General features: G+C 34.2%; 16 protein-coding genes and 1 CRISPR repeat array. All 16 genes read right to left on the reverse strand.

The annotated features are described in order from the left end of the window. Positions 1-55: 55 nt before the first annotated feature. Positions 56-739: a CRISPR direct-repeat array (repeat unit 30 nt; unit sequence ATTTAAATACATCCAATGTTGAGGTTCAGC). A gap of 202 nt (positions 740-941) precedes the next feature. The 16 genes from cas2 to pheT all read right to left on the reverse strand — a co-directional run bounded on the left by cas2 (position 942) and on the right by pheT (position 25,429). Further along, on the reverse strand, positions 942-1,232 hold the full coding sequence (gene cas2 / locus F8153_RS08300; RefSeq protein ID WP_151865893.1) for a CRISPR-associated endonuclease Cas2: 291 nt from the start codon (positions 1,230-1,232) through the stop codon (positions 942-944). Further along, a complete protein-coding gene (gene cas1b / locus F8153_RS08305; protein WP_151865894.1) occupies positions 1,233-2,231 on the reverse strand; it encodes a type I-B CRISPR-associated endonuclease Cas1b in 999 nt (332 codons plus the stop codon). A gap of 9 nt (positions 2,232-2,240) precedes the next feature. After that, on the reverse strand, positions 2,241-2,732 hold the full coding sequence (cas4, locus tag F8153_RS08310) for a CRISPR-associated protein Cas4 (protein WP_151865895.1): 492 nt from the start codon (positions 2,730-2,732) through the stop codon (positions 2,241-2,243). Positions 2,733-2,740: 8 nt separating this feature from the next. Further along, complete coding sequence (gene cas3 / locus F8153_RS08315; protein ID WP_151865896.1) at positions 2,741-5,320, reverse strand: CRISPR-associated helicase Cas3'; 2,580 nt, start codon at positions 5,318-5,320, stop codon at positions 2,741-2,743. Positions 5,321-5,367: 47 nt separating this feature from the next. After that, positions 5,368-6,120, reverse strand: a complete 753-nt coding sequence (gene cas5b / locus F8153_RS08320; RefSeq protein WP_151865897.1) for a type I-B CRISPR-associated protein Cas5b — start codon at positions 6,118-6,120, stop codon at positions 5,368-5,370. A gap of 2 nt (positions 6,121-6,122) precedes the next feature. Continuing rightward, positions 6,123-7,079 (reverse strand): type I CRISPR-associated protein Cas7, encoded by a 957-nt coding sequence (locus F8153_RS08325; protein WP_151865898.1) that lies wholly within the window; start codon positions 7,077-7,079, stop codon positions 6,123-6,125. Further along, entirely contained in the window at positions 7,072-8,799 is a 1,728-nt protein-coding gene (cas8b, locus tag F8153_RS08330) for a type I-B CRISPR-associated protein Cas8b/Csh1 (protein ID WP_151865899.1), read from the reverse strand. Before cas8b ends, F8153_RS08325 begins: the two co-directional genes overlap by 8 nt. A gap of 15 nt (positions 8,800-8,814) precedes the next feature. Beyond that, the gene (gene cas6, locus F8153_RS08335; protein ID WP_151865900.1) at positions 8,815-9,507 is read right to left on the reverse strand and encodes a CRISPR-associated endoribonuclease Cas6; all 693 of its coding nucleotides are present in this window, start codon (positions 9,505-9,507) and stop codon (positions 8,815-8,817) included. A gap of 678 nt (positions 9,508-10,185) precedes the next feature. Further along, on the reverse strand, positions 10,186-11,289 hold the full coding sequence (locus tag F8153_RS08340) for an alanine racemase (RefSeq protein ID WP_151865901.1): 1,104 nt from the start codon (positions 11,287-11,289) through the stop codon (positions 10,186-10,188). 24 nt (positions 11,290-11,313) lie between these two features. Beyond that, positions 11,314-12,615, reverse strand: coding sequence for a TIGR02679 family protein (locus F8153_RS08345; RefSeq protein ID WP_151865902.1), 1,302 nt, complete (start codon positions 12,613-12,615; stop codon positions 11,314-11,316). Then, on the reverse strand, positions 12,593-16,726 hold the full coding sequence (locus F8153_RS08350) for a TIGR02680 family protein (protein WP_192929727.1): 4,134 nt from the start codon (positions 16,724-16,726) through the stop codon (positions 12,593-12,595). Before F8153_RS08350 ends, F8153_RS08345 begins: the two co-directional genes overlap by 23 nt. Further along, positions 16,674-17,885 carry a TIGR02678 family protein gene (locus F8153_RS08355; protein ID WP_151865904.1) on the reverse strand — a complete coding sequence of 404 codons (1,212 nt, stop codon included), beginning with the start codon at positions 17,883-17,885 and terminating at the stop codon, positions 16,674-16,676. Before F8153_RS08355 ends, F8153_RS08350 begins: the two co-directional genes overlap by 53 nt. Before the next feature lie 51 nt (positions 17,886-17,936). Beyond that, positions 17,937-19,421 carry a TIGR02677 family protein gene (locus tag F8153_RS08360; RefSeq protein ID WP_151865905.1) on the reverse strand — a complete coding sequence of 495 codons (1,485 nt, stop codon included), beginning with the start codon at positions 19,419-19,421 and terminating at the stop codon, positions 17,937-17,939. Between the two features lie 256 nt (positions 19,422-19,677). Then, positions 19,678-22,068, reverse strand: coding sequence for a U32 family peptidase (locus F8153_RS08365; RefSeq protein WP_151865906.1), 2,391 nt, complete (start codon positions 22,066-22,068; stop codon positions 19,678-19,680). Positions 22,069-22,358: 290 nt separating this feature from the next. Next, a complete protein-coding gene (zapA, locus tag F8153_RS08370) occupies positions 22,359-22,901 on the reverse strand; it encodes a cell division protein ZapA (protein ID WP_151865907.1) in 543 nt (180 codons plus the stop codon). A 131-nt stretch (positions 22,902-23,032) separates the two neighbouring features. Then, complete coding sequence (pheT, locus tag F8153_RS08375; protein ID WP_151865908.1) at positions 23,033-25,429, reverse strand: phenylalanine--tRNA ligase subunit beta; 2,397 nt, start codon at positions 25,427-25,429, stop codon at positions 23,033-23,035. Between the last annotated feature and the right edge of the window lie 9 nt (positions 25,430-25,438).

The raw sequence follows: 25,438 nt of genomic DNA on the forward strand, positions 1-25,438 counted from the left end.
ATCCAATGTTGAGGTTCAGCTGTTAAATCAAATGATTAAGGGGGAACAAATCTAAATTTAAATACATCCAATGTTGAGGTTCAGCATGGCAGCTACTATGGCATTGTTGAGGTTGTAAAGGGATTTAAATACATCCAATGTTGAGGTTCAGCGAGAAAAAATTCTTACCAAGTCGAAACTTGGAATAATTTAAATACATCCAATGTTGAGGTTCAGCAAGCAAGATGCGTGGCCAAGGGTCTACAACTAAATATTTAAATACATCCAATGTTGAGGTTCAGCACTATTAAAGTTATCTCTTTTTTATGGTTATTAGAAATTTAAATACATCCAATGTTGAGGTTCAGCCCGTATATGGCATTGTGGTAATCGTCTAGAGTTGTATTTAAATACATCCAATGTTGAGGTTCAGCATCACCTGTTGCGGCCATATCTGTAATAAAAAAAGGATTTAAATACATCCAATGTTGAGGTTCAGCTTGGAATGGGATACTGTACCATGTCAAGTTAGGGAATTTAAATACATCCAATGTTGAGGTTCAGCCGGTGTTGATTTATCTGATTGTATAGATTTTAAATCATTTAAATACATCCAATGTTGAGGTTCAGCGTATAATAAGATAGTACTAAGGAAAGTAGCAAATATTTAAATACATCCAATGTTGAGGTTCAGCCTATGACTTCCGCAGAACGAGAATACTAAGCAAGAATTTAAATACATCCAATGTTGAGGTTCAGCTACTGAAAAGAAGCCATTTTTCTAGTGGAGTTTTCATCTTTAACCCTTAAATTACAAGAATATGCAGCTTTTTTACCAAGTAAATCTATAGAATTAATAAATTCGTAAAATAAGCACTATAATCTTTAGAAATAGTTGTGTTGAAGAATATTATCAAATAAGTCACTTGGTAAAACTAAAACAATACTATTTGCTCATTAGACTATAATATTAAATCTTCTCCAGTATCGTTTTGTTTATTCCCTAATATTTCTTCACCATAAACATTGTCATTCATAAGTTTTATAATACATACGAAGTCCTCCTTTCGATCTATTACTTTATTTAAGTCTCTCTTTAATAACATCAATTTAGAGGGGGTTATCTCTCCCCTAAATACAGATTTTTGAAAATGTGACAAATACTTTTTACACACTTTAAAAACCTTATTAACTCTTTTAACATTAACATCATAAAAGAGAAATGTATAATTGTAGTTATAATCTTTTTTCATTTACATTTTCTCCCTTAAATCAAAAGGTCTAAATTCTACATCCTCTAGGATAAATTTAATCAGTTTGTAGCAGTCCAGTTTTATAGCTGTTTTATAGCTGGTTTTACGCTTAAGCCTGGTATGAAAGAATACACTTTCAAGTCTCTCCTCAAAAGCTGAGATAAAAAGTTTTCTTCCCTCTTCATTTAATAAACAATAGTTCAGTTTTTTATCAAAGTGCTTACTTACTTGTATTTTTCTATTATTAACTAACTCGAAAATTGTTTTAAAAACTAGTATTGGTTTGAAAACTTCACAAAGATCTAAACTTAGCGAAAATCTACCTTCTGAGGGGGCATGTAAAAAACTGATTCTTTGATCTAAATGAGTATTAAATATAGCGGTTATTGTTTTTGCATATAGCAATGTGTTGCCAAAAGACACTAAAGCATTGATAGGATTATCAGGTGGTCTTTTCACCCTTTTGTTCATCACAAAATCCTCTAATAAAATATGTTTAAATTCACCATAAAACCTTTGCCATAGTTCCCCTTCAACCTGCATTGTCTGAGGAATATTTTCTGCATTTTCTATGAGCCCCTGTATATCTTTATTAATCCAGTCAATTGTACCTTTAACCTCTTTTTTATTATGCTTGTAGTAGTGATATAAAACTTCATACATATTGTTTGCAATACCTTGTACAATCGCTTTAGCCACTATAAGACGTTTAGTATTATAGGCTTCTACTTGCTTTATAAGTATTTTGCCGCTATTATATTTCTGTTTAGGATAAAATGTACCACTATATCCCTCATAATAATTGAAAAAGTGAATAATTATATTGTTTTGAGAAATAAAATCTAAAAGTTTGCTATTAATGCTTACCTCAGACATACAGTAGATTTCTCTTGTATTTTCTACTGGTATGTAGACATTTTTATTGTTCTTTCTAAAACATAAAGAATTGTCTTTCCTGGTTAATTCTCCCATTGACGTTATATATCTCGTACTCCCCATGTCACCCTCCTATATGTAGCAATATTCAAAGTATGCACATTTCTTGCATTTTGGTTTATTAATTACCTTTGGTGCTTCTTCTTCTAGTAATAACGCTTCAATCTCTTTTATTACTCCTTGAAGTTCTGTTAATCTTTTATCATCTAATTCAACAATAATTGTACTTGTACTCTTATTCTTTTCTACAAATTCTAGCTTCCCCTTTCTCTCAATTCCTTTGTCTCTTAGAACTTTCAAATATAATAACGTCTGCCACTTTGCAGCATCTATGTCAGCGTCGGACTTTTTGACCTCTGTCAAGTATTCTTCGGTCAGTTTGTCTATTTTCACATTATCAATACTAATCTCGGTGGTTTTGTTACTTTGCTTTTTTACTTCATGAATTGCTTTCCCAATCTTTACGTCTTCGCTATTATCTTCTAAATTAATTCGATTCCCATGCAACCAGCACTGTCTTTTACAGTGATAAAAATAATTTATCAACGTTCCATTAACTTTCATAACCCCTCCTATATAAAGTCCCCAATTCCCCTATTAAAATTATCTCTATCAAATTTTCCATCTGTAAAATATTTTTCTCCATCAGCAATGTAAAAGATATCACCCACCCTTTCTTCGTAGGTAAAATCATCACTTTTTACTTGATAGATAAAATAATTGAGATTCGAAGTTATTCTAGATAGTTTTACCTTTTTTTCAGCAAAACTTAAGTAGTTGTTTTTAAGCAAGGAAACGTACTCTTTCCATACCTCTTCTCCATCTAGAACTTTGTTATATTCTAATTGAATAATTCTACTCAGAAATACTTTATATTTGTAATGTTCATCTATAAGCTGCATTTTTTCTTCAACTTTTTGGAAATTTAATCCTCTGACATTTACATTGATAAAATTCTGAAAGTTATTTTGATTTAATTTACTTGATTGTATTTTTAATCTTTTTAACACATCATCATAAAATAATTCAAAGTTCTTATTGATAAGAATATCTCTTATATGTTGGTTGGTTAAGCTAATAGTTTTATCTTTCCTAATATCATTCTTATAAACATTCGAAGCAGAGTCAATATTGAAGAAGTATACCTTACACTTTTTCTTTTTACAGGATCGGTTAATTCTACCTAGGAATTGTTCTTCAGCATCTAGCATTGATATATCTTTATAACCCATATCCATATCAATATCTACGCCTGCTTCAATCACCTGGGTGGCTACGAGGATAATGTTTTTACTTGTTTTAACCTTTGCTATGATTGCGTTCCTATCAATGCTATTATCATCTCCTGTAATAAGCACTATTTCTTTTTTAATGCAACCCTCTAATAGTTCATTTTCTTCCTTTAGTCTCTTGAAAAATGTCATAGCACTCTTCTTGGTTATAAATTCAACTAAAATATTACCTTTGGTTTTTTTAGACCTGTCCAGTAAATGACTTAGTATTTCTTCCTGTGAATTCTTTTCAGAGTCTAGTAAGGAAAAATCTAATTGCACTCTATCTTTAAATATTGGATTACTAAAATATTTATCCCTATTTTCAATTAATTTTATGGTATCTGTTTCTTTATCTATTAGTCTGTTAAGATTAGGCAATGTGGCTGACATAATAATAAGTTTGATGTTTAGCGCTTCTGAATAGTAATTTAGAAAAGTGATAATTTCTTTCCATATACTATTTTTATAGCTTTGTATTTCATCTAAAATGATTATACTATTTGCCATCTGATAGAGAGGAAATAAGTTCTCCTTTGAAGTTCCAAATAAATAATTGAATATACTCACATGAGTAGTTAACACCATTGGATAGTGTAGGAATTGTCTATCTAAAAGAGATAATTCATAATCATCTTTTATTACATCGCTATCTTCTCCATCCACTTTTCTCTTTGTTTTTATTGGGACTACAGAATTAATAACAGCAATATCCTCTAGCACAGAATGTTCTCCGAAGATATTATTAAGGGTATTCAAATTCTGCTCAATGAGTGTGTTAAAAGGATATACATAAAATATTTTATTTAAAGATGGATGTAACTCTGCAAGTTTAAAACTTAGGTTCATGCTAACATTACTTTTTCCGCTACCAGTAGGAGCTTCTAAATAAAAGATGTTATTATCATAATTTTTACGTAAATTTTCTTCAGTCTCTAGAAATAATTCGTTTCTTAATATATTGATATCTGTAACACCAAAAAATTCTTTTGATTTATGATAATGCTCCATCTCATACATACGTATACTCTTATACAATTCAGTGTTTTTATAAACCCGATAGAAAAAGTCTATATCTCGAATTCCGTTAAAATTACTTATTTCTTTTTGGTTTTTGAAATGTGATGTTGCGTAATAATCACAGGATATTAATAAAGAAGCCAGAAACCTATTATATATGTAAAAATGCATAGAGTCTTCTTGTGCTACTTTATCATTCAAACTCTTGTTAACATTTACAAAAATATGCTTTAGAAAATTATTTTCTACATTAAATAGTATTGGCTGCTTATAAATCTCATCATATATTCTGTTTTCCTCTGTATATAGCCTATACCCTTCTCCGTCCTCCTCTAAGAGTTTGCTTTTAAATTCAGCAAAACTATCAAGTTTACCATGATGCTTCGAAATCACATAGGCGTTTAATAGCATAAATATAACAAGTATTGCTTGATCCTCTTTTATCGTATGTTGCTGTATCTTACTAAAATAATGATTAATATAAATAAGAGACGAAAGCATAGAATGATTTGAGTTGTTAAAGTTTATACCATAGAATTCCTTAAAAGCTATGTTTTTCATCTTAATAAATTGAAAATTACAATTTATTTTTCCAACATCATGCATATAGATTGTGTTCAATAACATTTCTCTGTATACATCTATCCCCCTATTGCTCAAATCTTTACATAATTGGTTTTCAAGGTTCAGAAAAACATTATCCAAGCGTTTTTCTTTAATAATTCTTTGTAAATACATAGTCGTTAATTCAACATGTTCTTTCAAGGTTTCCTTTCTGTCATCAATTACATGGGCATAAATTTGTTCATTATTTACAATAAATTGATCTAAATCAAATTTTTCAACACCATCAAAATACATACTTACCTCCTTATAATTGAATAATAGGAGGGTTGCCCCTCCTGATTTTAAAAAAAGTATAATGTATTTTCCTCACATTGATATACCAGTAGATTCCCCTTGGGTATTAATGAAGCATTCGTATACAAAAATGTTTCGAGTTCATATTTATTAGTTGTTTTTTCTAAAGCAATCGGCAACATTTCTTGATATTTAAAAATCGGTGCACAATCAAAATCTATGTTAAAGATATCCGCTTCAATGGTTTGCATTTCAAATTTATCCTTTATAAACAGGCTGTCCACCTTATTCACATTAGCCATTTTTTGAATATTTTCTATCACTTTAATATTGGTAATATTAGCCATATGATCATTTTTTCCTAAGTAGGGTATGTATTGAAACCTCCTCTCTATTACCCTTTTTGCCAATTCTTCCGTAACTTCTCCTTCAATCAGAACGTATATATCCCATTTAGGTTCTTCTAACCATTGTTCTTTCACAATTAGATTCCCCCCTTGTTCCTTCGAAGCATATCCTACAGAATTATTATAAATCTGCATTTTTTTGGGTATATATCCCTTTTCGTTTTTAGGTGCTATGCTGAGCTTGATATCGTTAAGTTTTTCATAAAACTCAGGGTAGACTGCCTTATTCTCCTCTACTTGTTGATTGTATCCTTTGTAGCCAAGGATAGCACCTAAAATACCCAATAAAGCTATTTTGTGAATATTACCATAAGTGAAATAATAATAGGTATTTACATCTGGTTTTTTAAAAAAAGCTGTTTTTCCACTTAGAGTAAATTTTAAAGCCTTCATTCTTACACCTCTTTTTTAGTAAAAATGTTCATTTTCTTAGCCCCTTTAATTTTTCCTTCAAGGACTGTAGTATAAGGATTGTAGTATATTTCAATATTGTGAATTTTATCTTGTAGATCATTGAGTAGTTCATCACATTTTAGTAATATAGTATTCTTCCCTTCTTCCTTTTGAAATTCTATATATTGAGATAAGTCAGGAAGATATATATCTCTATCTGTTTCAACGAACAATGCAAATTCATTTTCACAACCTATTTTAGCATTGGTACTAAAAGAAGTAGCTGCCACAAGTGAAGCATCTTTAAACGTTTCGTAGTCTTCTTCTGTATATCCACCAGTTACTCCTAGGCTTTTAAACTCATCATAAGTGGCTGGATTAATTGCAAAGGGATAAAAATAGTGGGCTTCATTACTAACAATCTTAGTTCCAATTGTAGATGCTTTAGCATCTTCTTTTTCTTCATTGTCCTTCCCTTCTTTTTTAGACGCATCTCTAAAGGGCGAAAGGATTTGTTGTTCTTCTGCATTGGTTTCACAATGCTTGTTGAATCCTTGTCCAATTTGTACCGCTCCTGTTATAGAAATGTTGTTTCCTTCCTCCGCGAAGGTAGCTCCAAAGTTTTTAACGTCTATCGCCATAAATAGATTTTTCAAGACTGCCTTACTATCCTTTTCTTTCTTTAAGTCCTCTACATCAAAAATATGTTCATACCTTTCCTTTAAAGATCTTGGAATCAGTTCTGTTTCTCCTTTTTTACTCTCATTTAATTTTAGAGACTTTAAATATAAAACCTTTCTGCCCTGCTGCTCCCACATTTTTTTAATTGGATACTTAAATGCTTTATCGCTACCAAATACTTCACCACTGGAGGTTGTCTTTGGATAGCCTGTAAAGTCTGCATTCCAGTTGCTCATTCTAGAAACAATGCCTAGGATACCATATACCCTTTTATTCATTTTCCCCTTCCCCCTTGTCAGATTTTTCATAAATTAAGTTACTATGCAAATAACCTGCTATGATTAAATCCTCATTATTTTTATCCTCTGGTTCATAAGATGAAACCATCGCAAACAAATTTTTAAAACGAGTAGAACTTGTATTGATTGAGTAATTGTATTTTTTATAAAGTTTTTTTAGCTCTTCTTTTATTCTTTCATCCGACTTTGCATTGATAATTGGGTTAGCTAAAGAATGTACCTTGTTTTTTGACCTACTTAATGAGATAAAATAACTGGTAAGTTGTCCAACAGCAAAATTATATTCATTGTCATTTTCTATCGTTGCAGTGCTATTTTGATTAATCTTTCTCCTTAATTTATTTTTCACATCTATTAAAATATCACCCATATTATCGCCCCCTTCAAAATATTTTTTTAAAGCACATCTTAGGTTAAATTGATCACTGGCTTTTAACAAATATCCATTCTTGATAGAGCCTTTTATCAATTCTAAGCTACTATTATTAAGGATTTTCCAAGCATTTTGATTACTCCCCTTATAAAACCAAGTAAATAAAGCGGTTCTAGAAAGTAATAAGTTCCTTTTTAGAATATTATCATTTATTCTTATATCCTTAGCATCTGTAAAATAGTTTGTTGTTAAAAACTTACTGAAGAATATTTCATTGATTATGTTTTTAAGTGTTGATAGCTTATGAATCCGATTATATTGTAGGTTTGATTTTTCTAGACATAGTACATTTTCTAAATCTAATGGCTTAATTATTGCTTTATAAAGCCCAATGGTATCAAAATCATGTATTTCTATTTCTTTTCCTTTTTTTACTCTTAAATAGTAGCCACAGAAATCCTCTATAGGGATTTCATCGTTTGTATAGGCTTTGATTCCCTTTTCATCCACATAAATATTGGTTTTACTAACCGCTACAAGATTGGCTAGAAAGTCAAAAAATTTCTTTTGCATCAAAACTTCCTCAACAGAAAGTAAGTAAGGTACTGTAATTTTTCTAGTTTTATTCTCCAAATAAGGCTTTTTAGCATTCAATCCCATATTGTCGTTTGGTAAACCATATGTTCTCTCGCCAATGACTTCGTTATAATCGGTACTGTTATAAATGTTAGCCAATATGTACCTTTCACTTTCTCTTTGATAGGTTAATAAATCATACTTGAAAAAGATCTTTAAATATGTTTTATCCTTAGTATCTTTATCTGTTAGATTAAAAATATTATTTTTGATCCAAGCTTCTATTTTTTCGATTTGTTCAATATCAGGTTGTCCGATTTTTTCTTGAATGGACAAATACAGTTTCTTCGATTTTGGTTTTGAATATTTGATAAAAGGATTTTTTAATGTAGCATAGTATTTTTCGATAATCTCATTAGTCATTTTGCCATTATGTAGGTTTTCTTTTTTTACAAAGAAAGTTAAATAGTTATTACTATGAATGTTTTTATCACTCAATGCCTTATTAGAATCTAAATATCGACTTAAATAATCTGCCTTTTGTATAAACTCAATATCATCAATAGTAAAGTCTATTGTCCTTGTCTTTTTGTTTAGCTTAATATGAATACGATTAGTAATTGTGAAATCATCTTGATAGGGATCAACTATGATGTACTCTCCATCGGCAGGTATATAAGAATCCGTGATTAAATCGTCCCCATGTTCTTTATATACCTTTTCGAAAATCTTAACTGCATCAAATAACAATACCTCACCCCCTGACTAAAGAAATTTATAATTAATAAAACCATACCCTCGAGAATTCATCTCCCCTACTCCACTTGCTAATGAAAAATATGCAATTTTTTGAGCAATTTTATTTTCTGCAACATATAATGTAAGCTTGTCTCCCAAAAGCTTAACGTTTTTATAGGATGAACCTATGGGCTTATGGTTATTAAGCTCTATTCTGTAAAATAACTCGAAATCTTCGTCAAGCTTGGTATTGAAATAATGGTTATATTTTTTGATTAAATTCTCTCGTAGGCGCCGATCATAATCCTCAATTGATAAGTGACCCTTCCAATAGCCCTGATCTGTTTTAATAATAGATGGGGTTATGCTATATAGCTTTTCAATATGTTTTTTTACCAGAATCCTACAATCTAGTGTCAGCCCTTTAATGTATTCTGTGTATGCATTAGCAAGATTCTTTTTAAAATGCTCAACCAACATTTCGTCTACAGTCCTAATCTTAACTGAATAGATTTTTCCTGCCTTATAGACCTGGTCTTCTTCCAGCCTATAGAATGAGTTGAAGGTATAATGTTTAAAAGATTTACTATTGTGAAAATTTCGAAAATTCTCTGTAGAAATTAGAGAACTATCAATTATTTCTGTAATTCTCTCTAGAGTTTGTCCCTGATATATGTCCTTAAGTAAATATACTTTCAGTGTAAGCTCATATACTTTCAATTTCCCACCACCTCTTTGTAAAATATCCCATCTATTTAAAATTATAGTATTAAAATTAGTATATGTCAATATTATTTAATTAATAATTTTAATATTAATTAATGATAATAATAATTATTAATGAGTATTATGGTGATTAATTTGAAGAGACTAATTTCTAGTCTCTTCCTGTTACATCTTATGTTGAGGTTAAAGATCATAATAATTTTCATATTAATTAAATTTAAATACATCATAAGTTATGGTTAAAATAGATTAATTTCATTATAATATAAATTTCAATATACAACAAAATAATAATATAATTTAAAATATATAACTATTTTATATTTATTAGTGCACTTTAACAAAATTCCTAGTGAAATCCGGGTAAACCGCTAATCACTATCCAACTTCCTATCATTGGCTCGATATTTTTTGTTCGACTGAAATTGCCAATGATCGGGATTATCGACACCATATATAATCTCGTCAAATGCGATACTAGTTAGGCTAGATGCCATCCCTGCAATTACAAGGGAAGGCCTAAAGTTTCCATTGACTTTTTTAATCCTACAGCTGCCAAACCTCCCCCTATTGCCACAATGTGGCTATTGTCAATCACTTAATCATATATCCACCAACATATTGATACATTGTCCTCATGATTAGCTTCATATATCTTAATCCCCTATCAGCTTAAAATGTCATTCCTCGTGCAGTAACCTCAATTTCCCTTTCCAGTTGATTATTTCTTATGCCATATAGCTTATCGGCAGTATTTACGACTGTGCAGCTATGGTTGGGTATAATTTCTATAACCTGACCTATTTCAAGCTTCACCCTTTCTGGGTTGTACTCCAAACGCCCCAGCTCCTCTGATAACCCCTTTATAACAATATCCGGATATCCCTTGATTCTTCCAAAGCCCTTTATATGATCGTTTCCATGGGCCCCAGCATCTAAGCATAATATTTTACTTCCGGCATCCATCACAGCCCTACCTCCTTCAGGTATACTGATAATAGTAGCCAGAACCGACAAACTACAGCTTTCCTCGGTGGCAGCTCCTAGGGCCATTTGAACTGTATCATGAAAAACATAATTTCCAGGCCTTATTTGCTTGATTCCTTCAAAATCCTTTAGGGCCTTTATGGTGGGTGTTGAACCGATAGCAGCTACTTTACAACTTACCCCTATCTCCTCCAATTGGTTTACTGCATTTTTTATTGAAGAAACCTCCTGCTGGGCAGCAGCATCAACTTGAGTTTTATCTGTTGCTCCATAGACATGACCTCCATGGGTGGCCACCCCCACTATTTCAATGTTTTTCAACTCTTTAATTCTATTGTAAAACCCCTTTGTTTCATGGGGTTGTATCCCTAGCCTTCTAAGACCACTATCAACAATGATGATGGTATTAAAGACCAAGTCCTTTTCCTTTGCTTTTTCATTTAAAATTATTGCAGCCTCAACAGAATCGACACTACAGTAAACCTCCACCCCTTTAGCCAACTTACAAAGCCTCTCTAGCTTATTTTCTCCAATTATGGGGTAGGCCAGCATAACCCTTTTAACCCCTGCCGCTACCAGCTTTTCGGCCTCCGAAAGCTTAGCTACCAGGATACCCTTTGCCCCTGCCTTCAGCTGCTCTTCAACAATATATTGGCTTTTATGGGTTTTGATCATGGGCCATAGCTCTAGGTTATGGCTATTAGCCAATTTCTGCATGTAATTAATATTTTTCTCCAGCTTATCTAAGTCTACCACTATACATGGTGTATCTAGATTTCTATAATACATTACAATCACCCCTTACATTGATATCTACTTAATTAAGTGTACCATTATATCCCTCTTCAACTTATGGATCAATAGCTCCTGATATCCAGCCCTTCTTATTTTCTGGATCTTATGGGCGATGTTCTGTAATTGATTATCCTTTAATTTTTTCATCTTATTTAAACGATTTTGGTTAATTTCATGATTCGATAACGAGCCTATATAATCTTCTTGTGAATAATTCCATAGGTGTAAATTGTTGGTGAATCTATTTTTTAGCTTATCTGCAATTAATAGACCTTCTGGATCAAAGTCTCCTGAGTAGTAGATTTCTGTATTTGATTCTACGAGAATGTCTAGAAGCATCAGTGATGCAAGCTTTATTTGCCCATAGGTACATATTATTGGTGGCCTGCAGTCCTTTAATTCGTCAAGAATTCCACTGAAAACTGTTGGATTTTCCACAACAAATACCTTGCCGGAGGGACTGATTATTTTTTGAACCTCTGATAAGTTCCAGAGATTGATTTGCATTGGTTCTCCCCTTTGATAGAAGGCTTCCCATCCCTTATGAATATTGCTATCGGTAAAGGCAATGAGTCCGTTCAAAGTGGTGAAATTAGATATGTCGTCCTTTATAATTCCAGCTTCATAAAAAAGCTCAGCCTTTTCCTCAGCATTATTGGGTAGCTTTGATTTTAATATATCTGCTAATGTGTAGGTTAACAGCTTGTTGCAGTCGGTTCCGTCATCAAAGGTATGGGGATTCTTGCTTATGCTTGATGAAAAAAAGGCCAAGCGTTGTTTATTATTTGTAAAAACAGGTAAAGCCCTTATTGCCTCAGCTAATATCAACAAATCCTTCTTTAGCTTGCTTTTGTCTGAGTCGTATCTTGAAATGAGAATTCTATATCCATTTTTCTTTTCTGCAAGCTGTTTATTCAACCATTTTGCAAAGTCTGAATATTGGACGTTGTCAATTAGATCAGCAAAAAATTTTTCTCTTTCTTGTTTATAGCTATTAAATTGATCTTTTTTGTATATTAATTCTTCATTAAAATAAGCTTCTATTATATCTTGCAGCTTAAGCTCTTCAAATTTTGTTCCTGACAATGCTTTCTGAATGGATTCCACTTTAATGGATGCTGATTTTTGCTTTCTAAAGTCTTTCCTTAAGAGGCTAGACAGAGCTTCCTTTTCTTCATTGGCTAAATTGGTTAGTACCACCGTTCCCCCCATGGATCCTAAGGAATAGTATTTGTCTCGTATTTTATAAAACAATCTTCTATACCCTATATTGCTCTTAAAATAATCTACACACTGATTAAGCAATATTTTCATCTCCATCCTCAAGCTCCTCTTCAAATAAATCCTCTTCTACTATTAACTCTCGAACCTTTCCGTTCCAGTGATAACGTATTACAGTTACATAGTCGGCATTATTAGGCCTTATTAGCTCACAGATTGCAAGGGACGATATTGTGTCATAGTCTCCCCATAGTATCTGAGAATTGATGATAAAGTTAAGCTTTAGTTCTTCCAACAACCTGAACATATCCCTAATATTGTTTTCATCGACACCTGCAAAGGCCTCATCTAAGGAAATGATCCTTGGGGATTCTTTTCTTGCTCCTTCATAGCGAGCATATACCGAAGAAAATAACGGTACATACATTGCCATTGCTTTTTCACCACCACTGAATCTATCAAAGGCGTTGTTGGTAAGCTCCTTTTTATTTTCTCCAGTTTTTTTGTAGAGGAGCTGAAATTCAAACCATTTTCTATAATCAAGTATATCCTTCATTATGCTGTGGAAGGTTTGAAGGCTTCCTGAATCTTCGGTACGTTTTCTTGCTTCTGTGATTTTTGATCGGAAGTGAATAGAAATTTTATTTAAATCTTCATAACGTAGCATATTAGCATCCATTTTCAAGAGCTCTACAAGCTCCCTCGTATCCAGTTGATCTTCTGTTTCTCGAACTTTCTGCTTCCAGCTTAGATTAAAGGCTAAGCCACTGGAGGTATTCATAGATTCCATGAGTTGATTCATCTTGTTAACCCATTCTCTACTGTTATAAATCTTAGCCCTAATCTTTTTACCTATGGTATTTACTAAAATGTCTTCAAAAATGTTTCTATCGCTTTCCTTCAGTAGTTTTTCATTTTCTTCTATAGATTCTTCAATAAAGCTCATAAGGGAATAAAAGCTAACTTCCTTCCCCTGAATTCTGCCCTTTATTTCTAATCTCCTTTGCTTTCCAGTTACCTGCCATAATAGCTCATCCTCTAGCTCTCTATTGATAGAGGTGCTAGTGTAATCCATCATCATGTTATACTCTACCAAATACTGTCGATTTATATGAAGCTTTTCCTGCAAATCAGATGAAAAACCTTCCTTATCTTTACCTACTTTATCTATAGACTTTAGCTCTTCATAAACTTTTTCTGCTAGTCTGTTTAAATCCTTCTCTTCCCTTGACTCATAAACGTATCCCAACTCCAGTTCCTTCTTAAAGCCTATATAATTGATGTTATAGAGCCTTTCCTGTGTCTCTATTTTTTCTTCTATGTCCTTCAGCTCATTTTCCTTTTGCTTATAATTAGCCTTTCCTTCTTCTCTTAAAGTGATCTGATCTTCTATTTCAACAGGCAGATTCTTTAATTTTTCGATGCATACTTCTATTTCCTTCTTTATTTCCTCATAATCGGTAAGGTTAAGCTGTTTATTGTAATTTTCCAATCTTTCTTTATTGATTTTAATGCTTCTATCGATATTATTAAAATCATATAGTAAATTTTCTATGTCTTGTAAAATCTCCTCATATTGTTGATTTATAAGATTATTTTGGGATACCAACTCCACCAGCCTTATATGCTGATTTATTAACTCATTTAATTCCTCTTTATAGGCTTCTGAGTCCTCCCTTGCAGCCTCATAATCTTCTAGCCTCAAGGGAATACTCAGCCCTTTAGTAGCCTCTCGTACTGCAGCTCTACTGCTTTGCCAATTTTTATACTTATTCTCTACATCCTTTTCCTTCCTTACAATCTGTTCATCCTTTTGTTCAAATAGAAGACGGGTCTTCTTTACCTCATTTAAGGCTGTTTCAATATCCTCCTTAGATGGATAATTGTTGTATTCCTCTGTAAGAAGCTTCAAACATTCTTCAATGTTTTCTATAGATCTATTTACTACTTGAATTTTTTCATTTATTTCATTAATTTCCAATGTAACTTCTTCTATTTTCTGAAACTGATGCTGTCTTCTTGCATGAGCACCTATATATTTGGGAATGTACTGGGTAGTGACCTTACCTCTTAATAGTCCAATGCCATACTGTCCCTCTTCGTTTATAAAGCATCCCTCTTCTTCTGAATCTAGTAATATGGTTTTTAAAGCTCCTTCAATTTCCGCCTCTGTTATTCCATTGGTATTATTTTTTTCTGCCTTTAATAATTGTGAAAGTTCATGTTTTAGATATTGGGGATTGGCAAAAATATATTTATCTGCCATGTCTTTATTAATACTTAAGGCTTCTTTTTTGAATCTTTGAGGTATTATTAACGCATCTAATATCCCCATATCCATTAGAGCCTCTTCAAGTATTCCCCTTATTTCATCAGGGACTTGGTTTTTGAAATCAATAGCCATGTAAAAGGGAATATGGGGTATAGCCATTTCTGCAAGCCTTTCTCTGTTCCTTACTACCTTAATTTCTCTGGGGGGCTCTGGGTCCTTCTTGTTTTTCCATTCTTCAAGCTCTAATTTTTTCTCCTTCAAATTCTCATTAAGCTGATTTTTCTCTGTTATGTAGCAGGATTTTTCTACATTCAGCTTTCCTTCATATTCATTAAAGGGCTTTCTTACTATACTTATAATGTCATCATAGCTGACATTTTCTCCATATAAATGTATTTTGTTGGTTAACTCCACCAGAATATCCCTTGGCATTTTCAATATTTTGTTTTCTTTATCCCATTGATACATTTTTTCAACAAATTCATCTCTTGTTTCTGTTAAAAGACCTTCTGCCTTATATAATTGATTGACTATAGTTTCCCTTTCTTTCTTTAGGCCTTCCAGCTGTCCATAGGCCTCATCATAAAACTGCATGTTATTTTTTTCATCCTGTAGGAGCTTGCAGCCATTAATCACTTTATTGCTGTAGTTTTTTATCTGATTTTTTACATAAGTAAAGCTAAAGGGATCCTTTAAACTCTTTGTAAACTCCTCATTGAAGAAGACCTGTTCGTCAAAGTAAAATTCCTTGGCAAGACTATCCATTAGGCTTAAAATATTGATAATGGAGTCTTCCTGTTGTTGTATTTTCCCTTGGGTATCCTTTAGAGTTCTATTAAGGCTTCTTTCACTGCTGTTTTTTGTATCCAGCATTTTACCTTTTTTTTCTTTTTCATCCTTCTGTTCTATTAAAAGATTGTCAATAGCAGTAATCTGTTCCTTTAATTTAAAGCTGTCATGGTTTTTTAACTCATTTTCCTTTTCTTCTGTTAGCTCTAACTCATCTTTAAGTCTGTTGATTTTCTTATCTGCTTCAATAAACTGATTATAAAATTTATTGCGATCTTCTATTATCCTTTTATTCTGGGTATTAAGGGTATCCATAAGGGTCTTTGATTTAACCAATTCCTTTGATTTATCCATCAGCATATAACGATTATACTTGTCGTAGGAATCCTTTATTTTAGCTGCAGCCTTATAGCTGGCCTGTAGGGTTTCAAGCTGGCTTTTAACCTGATCCATGTTTTCTATTGCCTCTGAGATTGGTCTTAAATCATCATCAGATAGAGGTTGCAGAGAATTATTCATTATTTCATATATTACTGTTGGTTTAAAATCCTTTGATAGCTTGGGGGTTCTTAGTTGAATTAGTAGCTTTATTAGCTCATCATATTCCTCCACCTGATCAAAACCAAAAAGGAGTCTATTCACCATCTTCATATAATCCTGTTGTCCTTCCTTTACTTCCCCTCCATCGCCTATTTTATTTTTTAGCTCTGTTTTGCTTAAAGGTATATCCTCTCCCATTTCTTTATAGAGAGCTATATCTTTACCGATCCTTCTACCATCTGTTACTGAAAAACCCCACGAATCCATGGGCTTTCCCCTTCTTGCCCTTAGCCCTAAGCCTATTGTAAGATAGTTGTCCGACTCTTCCTTTTTAAACTCAAGATATAAATAGCCTGTTCTCTCTTCTCTATTGTCCTCTTCACCCAAAAGATAGTTTTCAATTTTTCTAGCCCTAGAGCCGAAGGGATCAAGCCTTTCTGGACTTTTGTTGCCATCCAACAATAAAGGGATAAAGCTCTGCATGGTTACAGATTTTCCCGAACCGTTGGCACCCCTAAGAAGGAGCTTTCCATCGGAAAACTGGAATTCTTCTTTATCATAGTACCAGAAATTTATTAATCCCATTCGGTTCATTATCCATCTGTTCATTATCAGTTTCATCCTCTCTAATTTCAAGCCCTTTAAGAAAATCGTCAGGATACTTTCCGATCATTTTTCCTACTATCGGCATAATAATAACCTCTTTTGTTTCCTTTTCTAGTTTTATCATTTGAAAGCCTTCCATATAGCTGGTTACTTCATCATATAGCTTTGATGGAGACATTTCTCGATATATTTTGCTCCAGCCCTCTTTGTATTTTCTTCTGACCCTATCCACCAGACCTTCAAAGGCTGAAGCAGAAGTAAGTATTCTGTCATCTTCTTTTATGGTAAGCTCTCCACCCTTTATGTTCTCTACAATTTCAAAGTTAACCAACAGAACAATATCGGAAATGGTTTTTGTGTTGGGAAAGGTGTCTTTGAAGTGCTGGTTTTGTCTAAGAATAAGTAGGGCACCATTTTTATGAAGATGAAAATCAGCGTCTAAGTATTTTTCTATATCCTGCTGCAGCATATTTCGGTAATTTTTAATGTATAAGTAATCAGAATCCTCTTGCCCTTCATTATATACAACAGGAGACATTATCAACCTTCTGTAAACACGATTTCTTCTGACTCTTCCCCTTTCTTTATCTAAATCCAACCATTCCTTTTCATCAATATCCTGCCATGAATTGTAATTTAGAATGTTGCCAGAAAAGTGCCTCATAAAATATCTAGAAATCCCTGTGCTTTCATATAGCACCTCTACATCCTGCTGGTTAATGAACTGCTGTTGATCTCCATCATTTTTCCTAATTAACCCCATCTCTTCTATAAAGGATATTACCTTTATAAGGGCCTTTCTGTGATGAAATAGTGTCCAATCAAGTTTTTCTTCCCCTGGATAAGTACCCTGTAAGAATTCAGTTATCTCCGATAATACAAATTGCTCCTCTGCCCCCTTATCCTCTAGAAAAACCAGCATTAGACATAACAACCCATACTCAACCTTACTGTCAAAGGCATCTATCCCCATCCATGGCTCTGGTTTCCCCGGTAGCTTTTCTAGCTTTATCAAGTAGGGATTAACTATTAACTGGTAACCAAGCTTTTCTTCAATAAGGGGCTTTATGGCCGTCAATGAATCCTTCAGCTGATAGTAGAGCTCCTTATTGCCTTCCTTAATTATCCAATAGTTTTCCAATAGGGTTTCTAATTCTTTCACTTTTATCAATTCCTTTCGCTGTTCAGAAACAAAGCAAAAAAGATCCTTAATCTATTTCTCATCATAAAACTTAATGGTGTAGGCAGGCATTTCCAGCTGACCATCATCACAATTTAATATACATCTCTTATCATCCTTCGGCTTAATTACTTGATAGGATGTTCCTACTTCTGTTTTACCTCTTAAGGATTTATTTGAAATTCCCTTACTTAGCCAAGCTAGAAGGGTATTTCTTACATAGGCAGGAATCACTGGTAGGTTTTCAAAGCATATTTCATTATTTTTTATGTAAAGCTTTATTATTCCCTCTTCCCGCTGTCTCAGCTGTATCATCCTCTGCAGCATTTGATTTTTCCTCTGTCTGTTGTCAGGAATACTATTTCTTAAATTCTTTTCTTTATAATGTCTTATCCTTGGCTTAATGGTTAAAATCATTGGATCTTCATCGAAAACCCCGCTGTTTATGCTTTCTGTTTTTCTTTCAATATCCCCCTTGAAATGTCTGCTCTGGAATATGCCAAAGGCAAGGGATGATAGATTATGGGCCTCTTCTATAGCTTTTGTGTTTAAAAACATCTGACAAAGTTTTTTATATTCTTCCTTTCTGTTAGCTGCGCTGTTTCTGCTTTCAACAATCTGAGCGGCATAGCGGGTTATTTTTCTTATTATTTCATTGGTCATATCGAATAGCTTTGAGGCCTCACTTACATCATTTACAGTTCCCAAAAACCAATTCTTAAGGTTGGTCCATCTTCCTAGAATACTTTCCCACTGGAGCTCTAAAGGAGCTTCATTATCTATTCTTGGTATTGTCAGTCGATACTGGAAAACCTTTTTAAGAAGCTTTGTTACCATGTCTTCATCTAGCTTCATCAATATTTCCTCAATACCATAGGTGTTTTGCTGCAGACCCTTAACGAAATCTCTTAAATATGCAATGAACTTATCCTTAAACACCATAAAATCCCTAGTTTTCATCATTTCTTCTGCCTTAATGCTGTAAAGATCCCTTATATAATCCTGATAGTTTTGGTTTAGCCTAATAAAATCACTATTTAAATCTCTCCACCATAAATCAACTGCTGAATCATCAGCCTCCAGTAGGGTAGTTATCCTCATAAGATGCTCTTTTATTCGTTCTAGCAAGGAGGGCTCTAGAGAGGCTCCCTCAACAAAGAGGTTTTCTAGCTTTACTGTCATGCGCTCTATCTCTACCGAGTACTCTGATAATTTATATCGGAACTGTTTATTTTTAAATTCTTCAACAGTCTTAGCCTTTTTAGTATCCTGCATTGGCATCAGGTTTCCCCACTCCACCAGTGCATCTAGGTCATTCTTCAGTTGATCCATAGAATACTCTTTAAAATAAGGGTATAGTTTCAGCTCTTCCATTACCTCTTCTTTATACATCCAATATTTGATTTTTTGGTATTGCATGTAAAAGGTGCGTATGATGCTCCTATATCGCCAAGAGTTCTCAGTAGTGAGATATTTGGTTTCAATTATTGGTTTTAAAACCTTTTCATTTATTGACATAAAATTGCTCCTTATATAATTCATTGTGCTATAATTAATTACTTTATCCATAAGCTATTAAGCTATAGCTTAGTTTAAATTAGTAACCTTCTATTATTATAACATTGTATTTGTAAAAATTTAAGGTAAGTTGTAGAAGAACCCATAGACTGGGCAAAATGCCTCCCAAACCCAAAAACAATCTGATTATGTCAGATGGTAATTGCTACTTATAATTCTACTTTCTGAAACCTTTATTCTTCACTGATTCCTATTTCTATTCCACTCCCCTATAATAATGTCCTCTGGTGAATTCCTTAATAAAGGCTGGCTTTTTATCGCCGCTACTATCAAAGGCTGCTTCCATTAGTTGACCAATTTCCTGAGGTGATTCAGTGGTTATACTGAGGTTTAAGGGAGCTGGTTTAAGTTTTTTTAGGTCCTTTAATTTATCAAGCATATAAAGGGGCTGTGAATTTAATATAATGGTTCTTCCCCAGCTGTCCTTTCCAAAGGGAAAGTCGATTTTCTTTTCATCCTTTAGATACCAATTATAGCTATAGGTTTTTATGCTACAGCTATGGCAAAGGTTGTTACATTCCTTTCCTTCCCCCAAGGGACAATATTCAACAGTCATTACAGGTAGTCGGCCGTAGGCCATAACCTCTGCCTCTATTCCATCGGGAAGACTGATACTACCTAAACCCTTTAAATCTAATTCTGGTGATAATACCACTCCCTTTACTCCCCAAGCCTTTAATACCTCTAAGGAGGGGCTATTGAAGGGATTGATTGTATAATCGGCAACTACAGGTATCTTAAGGATTCTAGTAGCAATATAGATTCCACTTAGATCACCAGCCATAATCCCATCGATGTCTATGTTTTTAATCTTATTGATATATTCCTTGTTATTTTCCTCCCGCATAATATTGGAGCTTCGATAATAGATCTGCCACCCCTCCTCCTTACAATGGTTGCTGGCCTGCAGTAGGGTATTAATATCTCCATAGTAGATTCTAGATATTCTATGATCCTGTAAAGCCTGTAGCTTGTCGATATTGTCAACCCTTACTGCTATATCAGGAGAAGCTTTAAGACTGAGGCCTTCACTTTTATGGGATATAAATTCAACAGCCTCCACTTTCCTTCTCTTATTTCTGTTTTTTCTAATATTAGATAACTCATCAATTGCTTCTCTTCTGAGGCTGTTAATGACAGATATGGGTACTGCAACACCCTCTTCTAGATGAATATTGAGTTCTTTAAATAGGTAGGGGGTATTTCCTAGCTTATTTAGGTTTTCCCTCACCCTTTCTTCAGTTATGGGTTGATTTTTTGCCCTTTCAACTATAAAGCTGGATTCTTTATAGAGGGTGTTACCAGCATCATCCCAGATGTACAGCTTCATGGTTTCATCCAAGGTGATGGTTGCCTCTCCACTGATTTTGATTTTCTTCCCTTCATCTCTATAGGTTTCCTGAAGCTCCTTTATCAGATGAACATCGTGGGTTTTAAATACCCTATCTCCAATCTTCATGTTACCCTTTATTTCTATATCAACTAAATCGCCGGCTTTTCCTTCTTCCACTTGTTTTTGATTTATGTATATTGCAGAAATTAAGCCACCGATATTCTCTGCTCCATGGATTTCTATTCCATCTCCCTTTGATAAGGGCTTTTCCAATAGGATGGAAATTCTGTTTCTTCCCTTAAGGGCCTTCACCTTTCCTATGAAAACCCCTCTATTACCAGGCTTTTCGGTGTTGATAACCTCTTGGTAGGAGCTACCTAATATATAGCCCTTGGTAAATTTTCTGTTGAAGATTTGTTCCATTTCAGCTTCAGCCTTTGGGTTTTTATGAAGACTTCCGACTTTTAAATACTCATCTATGGCCCTTCGATAGTTCCTTACAATAGAAGCCACGTATTCAGGCTTCTTCATCCTTCCCTCTATTTTTAAGGATGAAACTCCACTGTCTATTAATTGATCCAACTGCTGAAGGGTATTTAAGTCTCGCATACTTAAATGATAAGCATTTTCTGTTGATTTCTTAGCGGATAGTAGCTGATAGGATCTTCTACAGGGTTGGGCACATCTACCTCTATTGCCACTTCTTCCTCCAATAAAGCTACTCATTAGACATTGGCCTGAATAGGATACGCAAAGGGCTCCATGAACAAAAATCTCTATCTCCACGCCAGTTTTTCGATGAATTTCTTTTATTTCATTCAGAGGAACCTCCCTAGCCAAAACCACCCTTTTAATCCCAAGCTCCTTCACCATTTCTACTCCATAAGAGTTGTGGAGGGTCATTTGGGTGCTGGCATGAAGCTCAAAGTCTGGAAAGGCTTTAGAAACAACCGAAAGAACCCCAATATCTTGAATGATTAGAGCGTCTACATCAATGCTATATAGATAGGCAACATAGTCTAATAGATGATTCATCTCGAAATCCTTAATCAATGTATTAATGGTTACATAAACCTTCATATCCCGGATATGGGCATATTCCACAGCTTCCTTAAGGGTTTCCCGATCAAAATTTGAAGCATAGGCCCTTGCGTTAAAGGCTTGTCCCCCCAGGTATACGGCATCGGCACCACTTTGGAGGGCTGCCTTTAAGGCTTCATAGCTTCCAGCAGGGGCTAATAATTCTATGGTCAAAGTAAACAACTGCCTTTCGTATAAACTCAAATGTTGAATGAGGAATGTTGAATGTTGAATTCAGGTAGCTTCGAGTAAATCGAAGGAATTAGTTGATAAAACATTAAAAAGCGGTTAGATACTTGATGTAAAAATGAAACTAATGAATTACTTAATATCTTGAAAGTAATTTGAAAAGCAAATTACTACATAAATTCAACATTTAACATTTATCATTCTTTTTTTATAGATGGCTATAAAAAAAGTAGCAATATTATTATATCACTACTTTTACATACTAATAAATTAAATTAGAACTTTTTGGTGTTTTCCAAATAGTCCTCAATTTGCTTTCGGGCTTCCACCAGCTTAATCTGGTTCTCGAAGAGCTTATTCTGAAGATCGTTGATAATCTCTTCAGCTTTATTAAGGTTTACTTCCTTTTCATTAAGGCTCTCCCTTAAACTGATCACTTCATTTTGATGATTATCCTTAAAGGCCATTAGATACTTCAACCGTTCCTCCAGCTTAAAGATTTCAGCATCCTTGTCCTCTAAGACCCTATTGGCTGCATCTAGATCTTCCTTTGCCTTTTCAAGCTCATTTAAGGGGGCATTAACCTGCGTCTGAAGACCATTCATTTGATCCTTCAGCTTTAAATATTGGTCAGCAATATTAATAGATGTTAAAACTGCAATCATGGCGGTACTTAGCCGCTTATTTCCTCTTGCAATTTCCTCCATTTGATCATCCACATAGCTGCCAACCTTAAGTAGATACTCCTTTGGCTCTGATCCAACAATAGGGTATTCTTGTCCATTAATTTTGATAAGAATTTTATTTTTTCCCTTCATAAATATCTTCCCCTTTAAATGGTTTGTTATCTCCCATCAACTATCTATTTCTTGAAAAAGGTTAAATATCCTTCAAGATTTATGAATTTTTTAAAGGATTAAGACTGAAGGGACCTTAATCCTTTAAAAGCTTAATCCCTTAGGGTACCACCAAGCTGTTGGGTAATGGTGTCAACTATTGTTTCATGAACCTTGTTAACATCCTCATCCGTTAGGGTTCTTTCCTTGTGTCTATAGGTTAAGGTGTAGGCAACACTCTTGCAACCCGCTGGTACCTGATTACCCCTATAAACATCAAATAGCTTAAAGCTTTCAAGGATTTTTCCACCCTTGTCACTGATGATTTTTTCAATTTCCCTTACATAGAGATCTTCCTTCACTACGATGGCAAAGTCTCTGGTGATGGCAGGATATTTGGGTAGGGGTTGATATAGTTTATCCAGCCTTGTTAGGGCCATTAGAATACTAAAGTCCAATTCGGCACAATAGCATTTTTTATGGATATCGTAATTTTCAAGAACTGAAGGATGCAATTCCCCCAAAACTCCGGCAACCCTATCATGAATCATAAGATTGGCACATCTACCTGGGTGATAGGTTGGATGATGCTTTTCAACCTCATAGCTGTAATCCTTTATACCCATGCCATCCAAAAGGGTTTCAATAACTCCTTTTAGAGTGTAGAAGTCTTCCCCTTCCCCATAAACACCAAGAACTAGATTTGGAATTTCATAGGGTAGCTCTTTACTTTCCTCTGATTTTGGGATAAATATTCTACCCAGCTCAAAGGCTCTAACCTCTTCATTCTTACGATTAAAATTTCTAGATAAAATATCCAACATATTAGGTAGAAGGCTGGTTCTCATGACACTGGTCTCATCCCCCAGTGGGTTTATTAGCCTTACAAAGTTTCGTTTAATACTGTCTGCTGGCAACAATATTTTTTCTACGCTTTTAGGGCTTACAAAGGAATAGCTAAGAACCTCATTAAAGCCCATAGAGTTCAATTGACTTTTGGCAAGCTCCTCCATCAATTGACCATTGGTCTTGCCACCAACGACAATATTCCCCCTTGCCATTGTCGGAACAATCTTATCGAAGCCATAAATTCTACCAATTTCCTCAACAAAGTCTGCCTCCATCTGAAGGTCATTCCTGAAGGTTGGTATATTTACTTTAATTTCTTCTCCCTCTTCAACAGCTTCTATTTCAAGGGCCTTTAATATTTCCACCATGGCCTTTATAGATAAATCTGTACCCAATAACTGATTGATTCTATTAGGTCTTATGCTAGTTTGGATGATTTCCTTCTTAGTTGGATAGACCTCCACCATTCCTTCTAATACTTCACCAATTTCAAGGTCTGTTATTAGCTGGCATACTCTATCGGCAGCAATATCTGCCAAGTTAGGGTCCACACCCTTTTCAAATCTAGAGGATGCCTCTGTTCTTAGGTTAAGCCTTTTAGAGGTGCTTCTTATTAAATCGTTATTGAAGTTGGCAGATTCTAGCAAAATCCATTGAGTAGTCTCTGTAATCTCTGAATCCTCTCCACCCATGACACCACCTATGGCAAGGCTTCTTTCAGAATCGGTAATCATAGTCATATCAGCATTCAGGATTCGATTAACTCCATCTAAGGTTTTGAATTCCTCCTGATCTTTAGCCTTTCTAATAATGATTGTATCCCCTGCGATCTTTTCTAAATCAAAGGCGTGGAGGGGTTGACCATACTCCAGCATCACATAATTGGTTACATCTACTACATTGTTAATGGGACGAACTCCGGCCTTCATGAGCCTTTGTTGCATCCATTGGGGAGATTGTTGAATTTTTACATTTTTAATCACTTTAGCCACATATCTTTGACAACCCTCTACATCCTCAATCTTAACCTTAATTTTCTCAGCTGCCTTTTCCTTACCTTCCTTTAGCTGTATCTCAGGATATTTTAACTTTGTACCCAATGTTGCAGCTGCCTCTCTGGCCATTCCAAGCATACTCAAGCAATCTGGGCGATTGGATGTAATTTCAAATTCTATGATTTCATCCTCAAAGGGGATTGCCTCCATAATATTCACACCAAGGGGGTATTCCTTATCAAGAATCCAAATACCATCCTTTAGGGCTTCTGGGATAAGGTTCTTAGAAATTCCCATCTCCTCTTGAGAACACAGCATCCCTTCTGATGCCTCACCTCTAAGCTTACCCTTCTTTATTTTTAATCCACCCGCCAGCTTTGCACCATCTACTGCAACAGGGATATAATCTCCCTCTTTTATATTGGTGGCTCCCGTTACAACTTGAAGCAATTGTTGGCCTATATTGATCTTGCATATAACCAGCTTGTCGGCATTGGGGTGGGGATTGATACTTTCAATTCTTCCCACAACAACCCCTTCAATTCCCTCTCCCATTTTTTCAATGGTTTCTACCTTCGAGCCAGACATTGTCATTTTATCTGCAAACTCTTTTGTATCTATGTCTATATTTACATAATCCTTTAACCATCTTACAGGTACTAGCATCTTAATTCC

This window comes from Alkaliphilus serpentinus (assembly GCF_009017255.1).
In the GTDB taxonomy this organism is placed as follows: domain Bacteria; phylum Bacillota; class Clostridia; order Peptostreptococcales; family Natronincolaceae; genus Alkaliphilus_D; species Alkaliphilus_D serpentinus.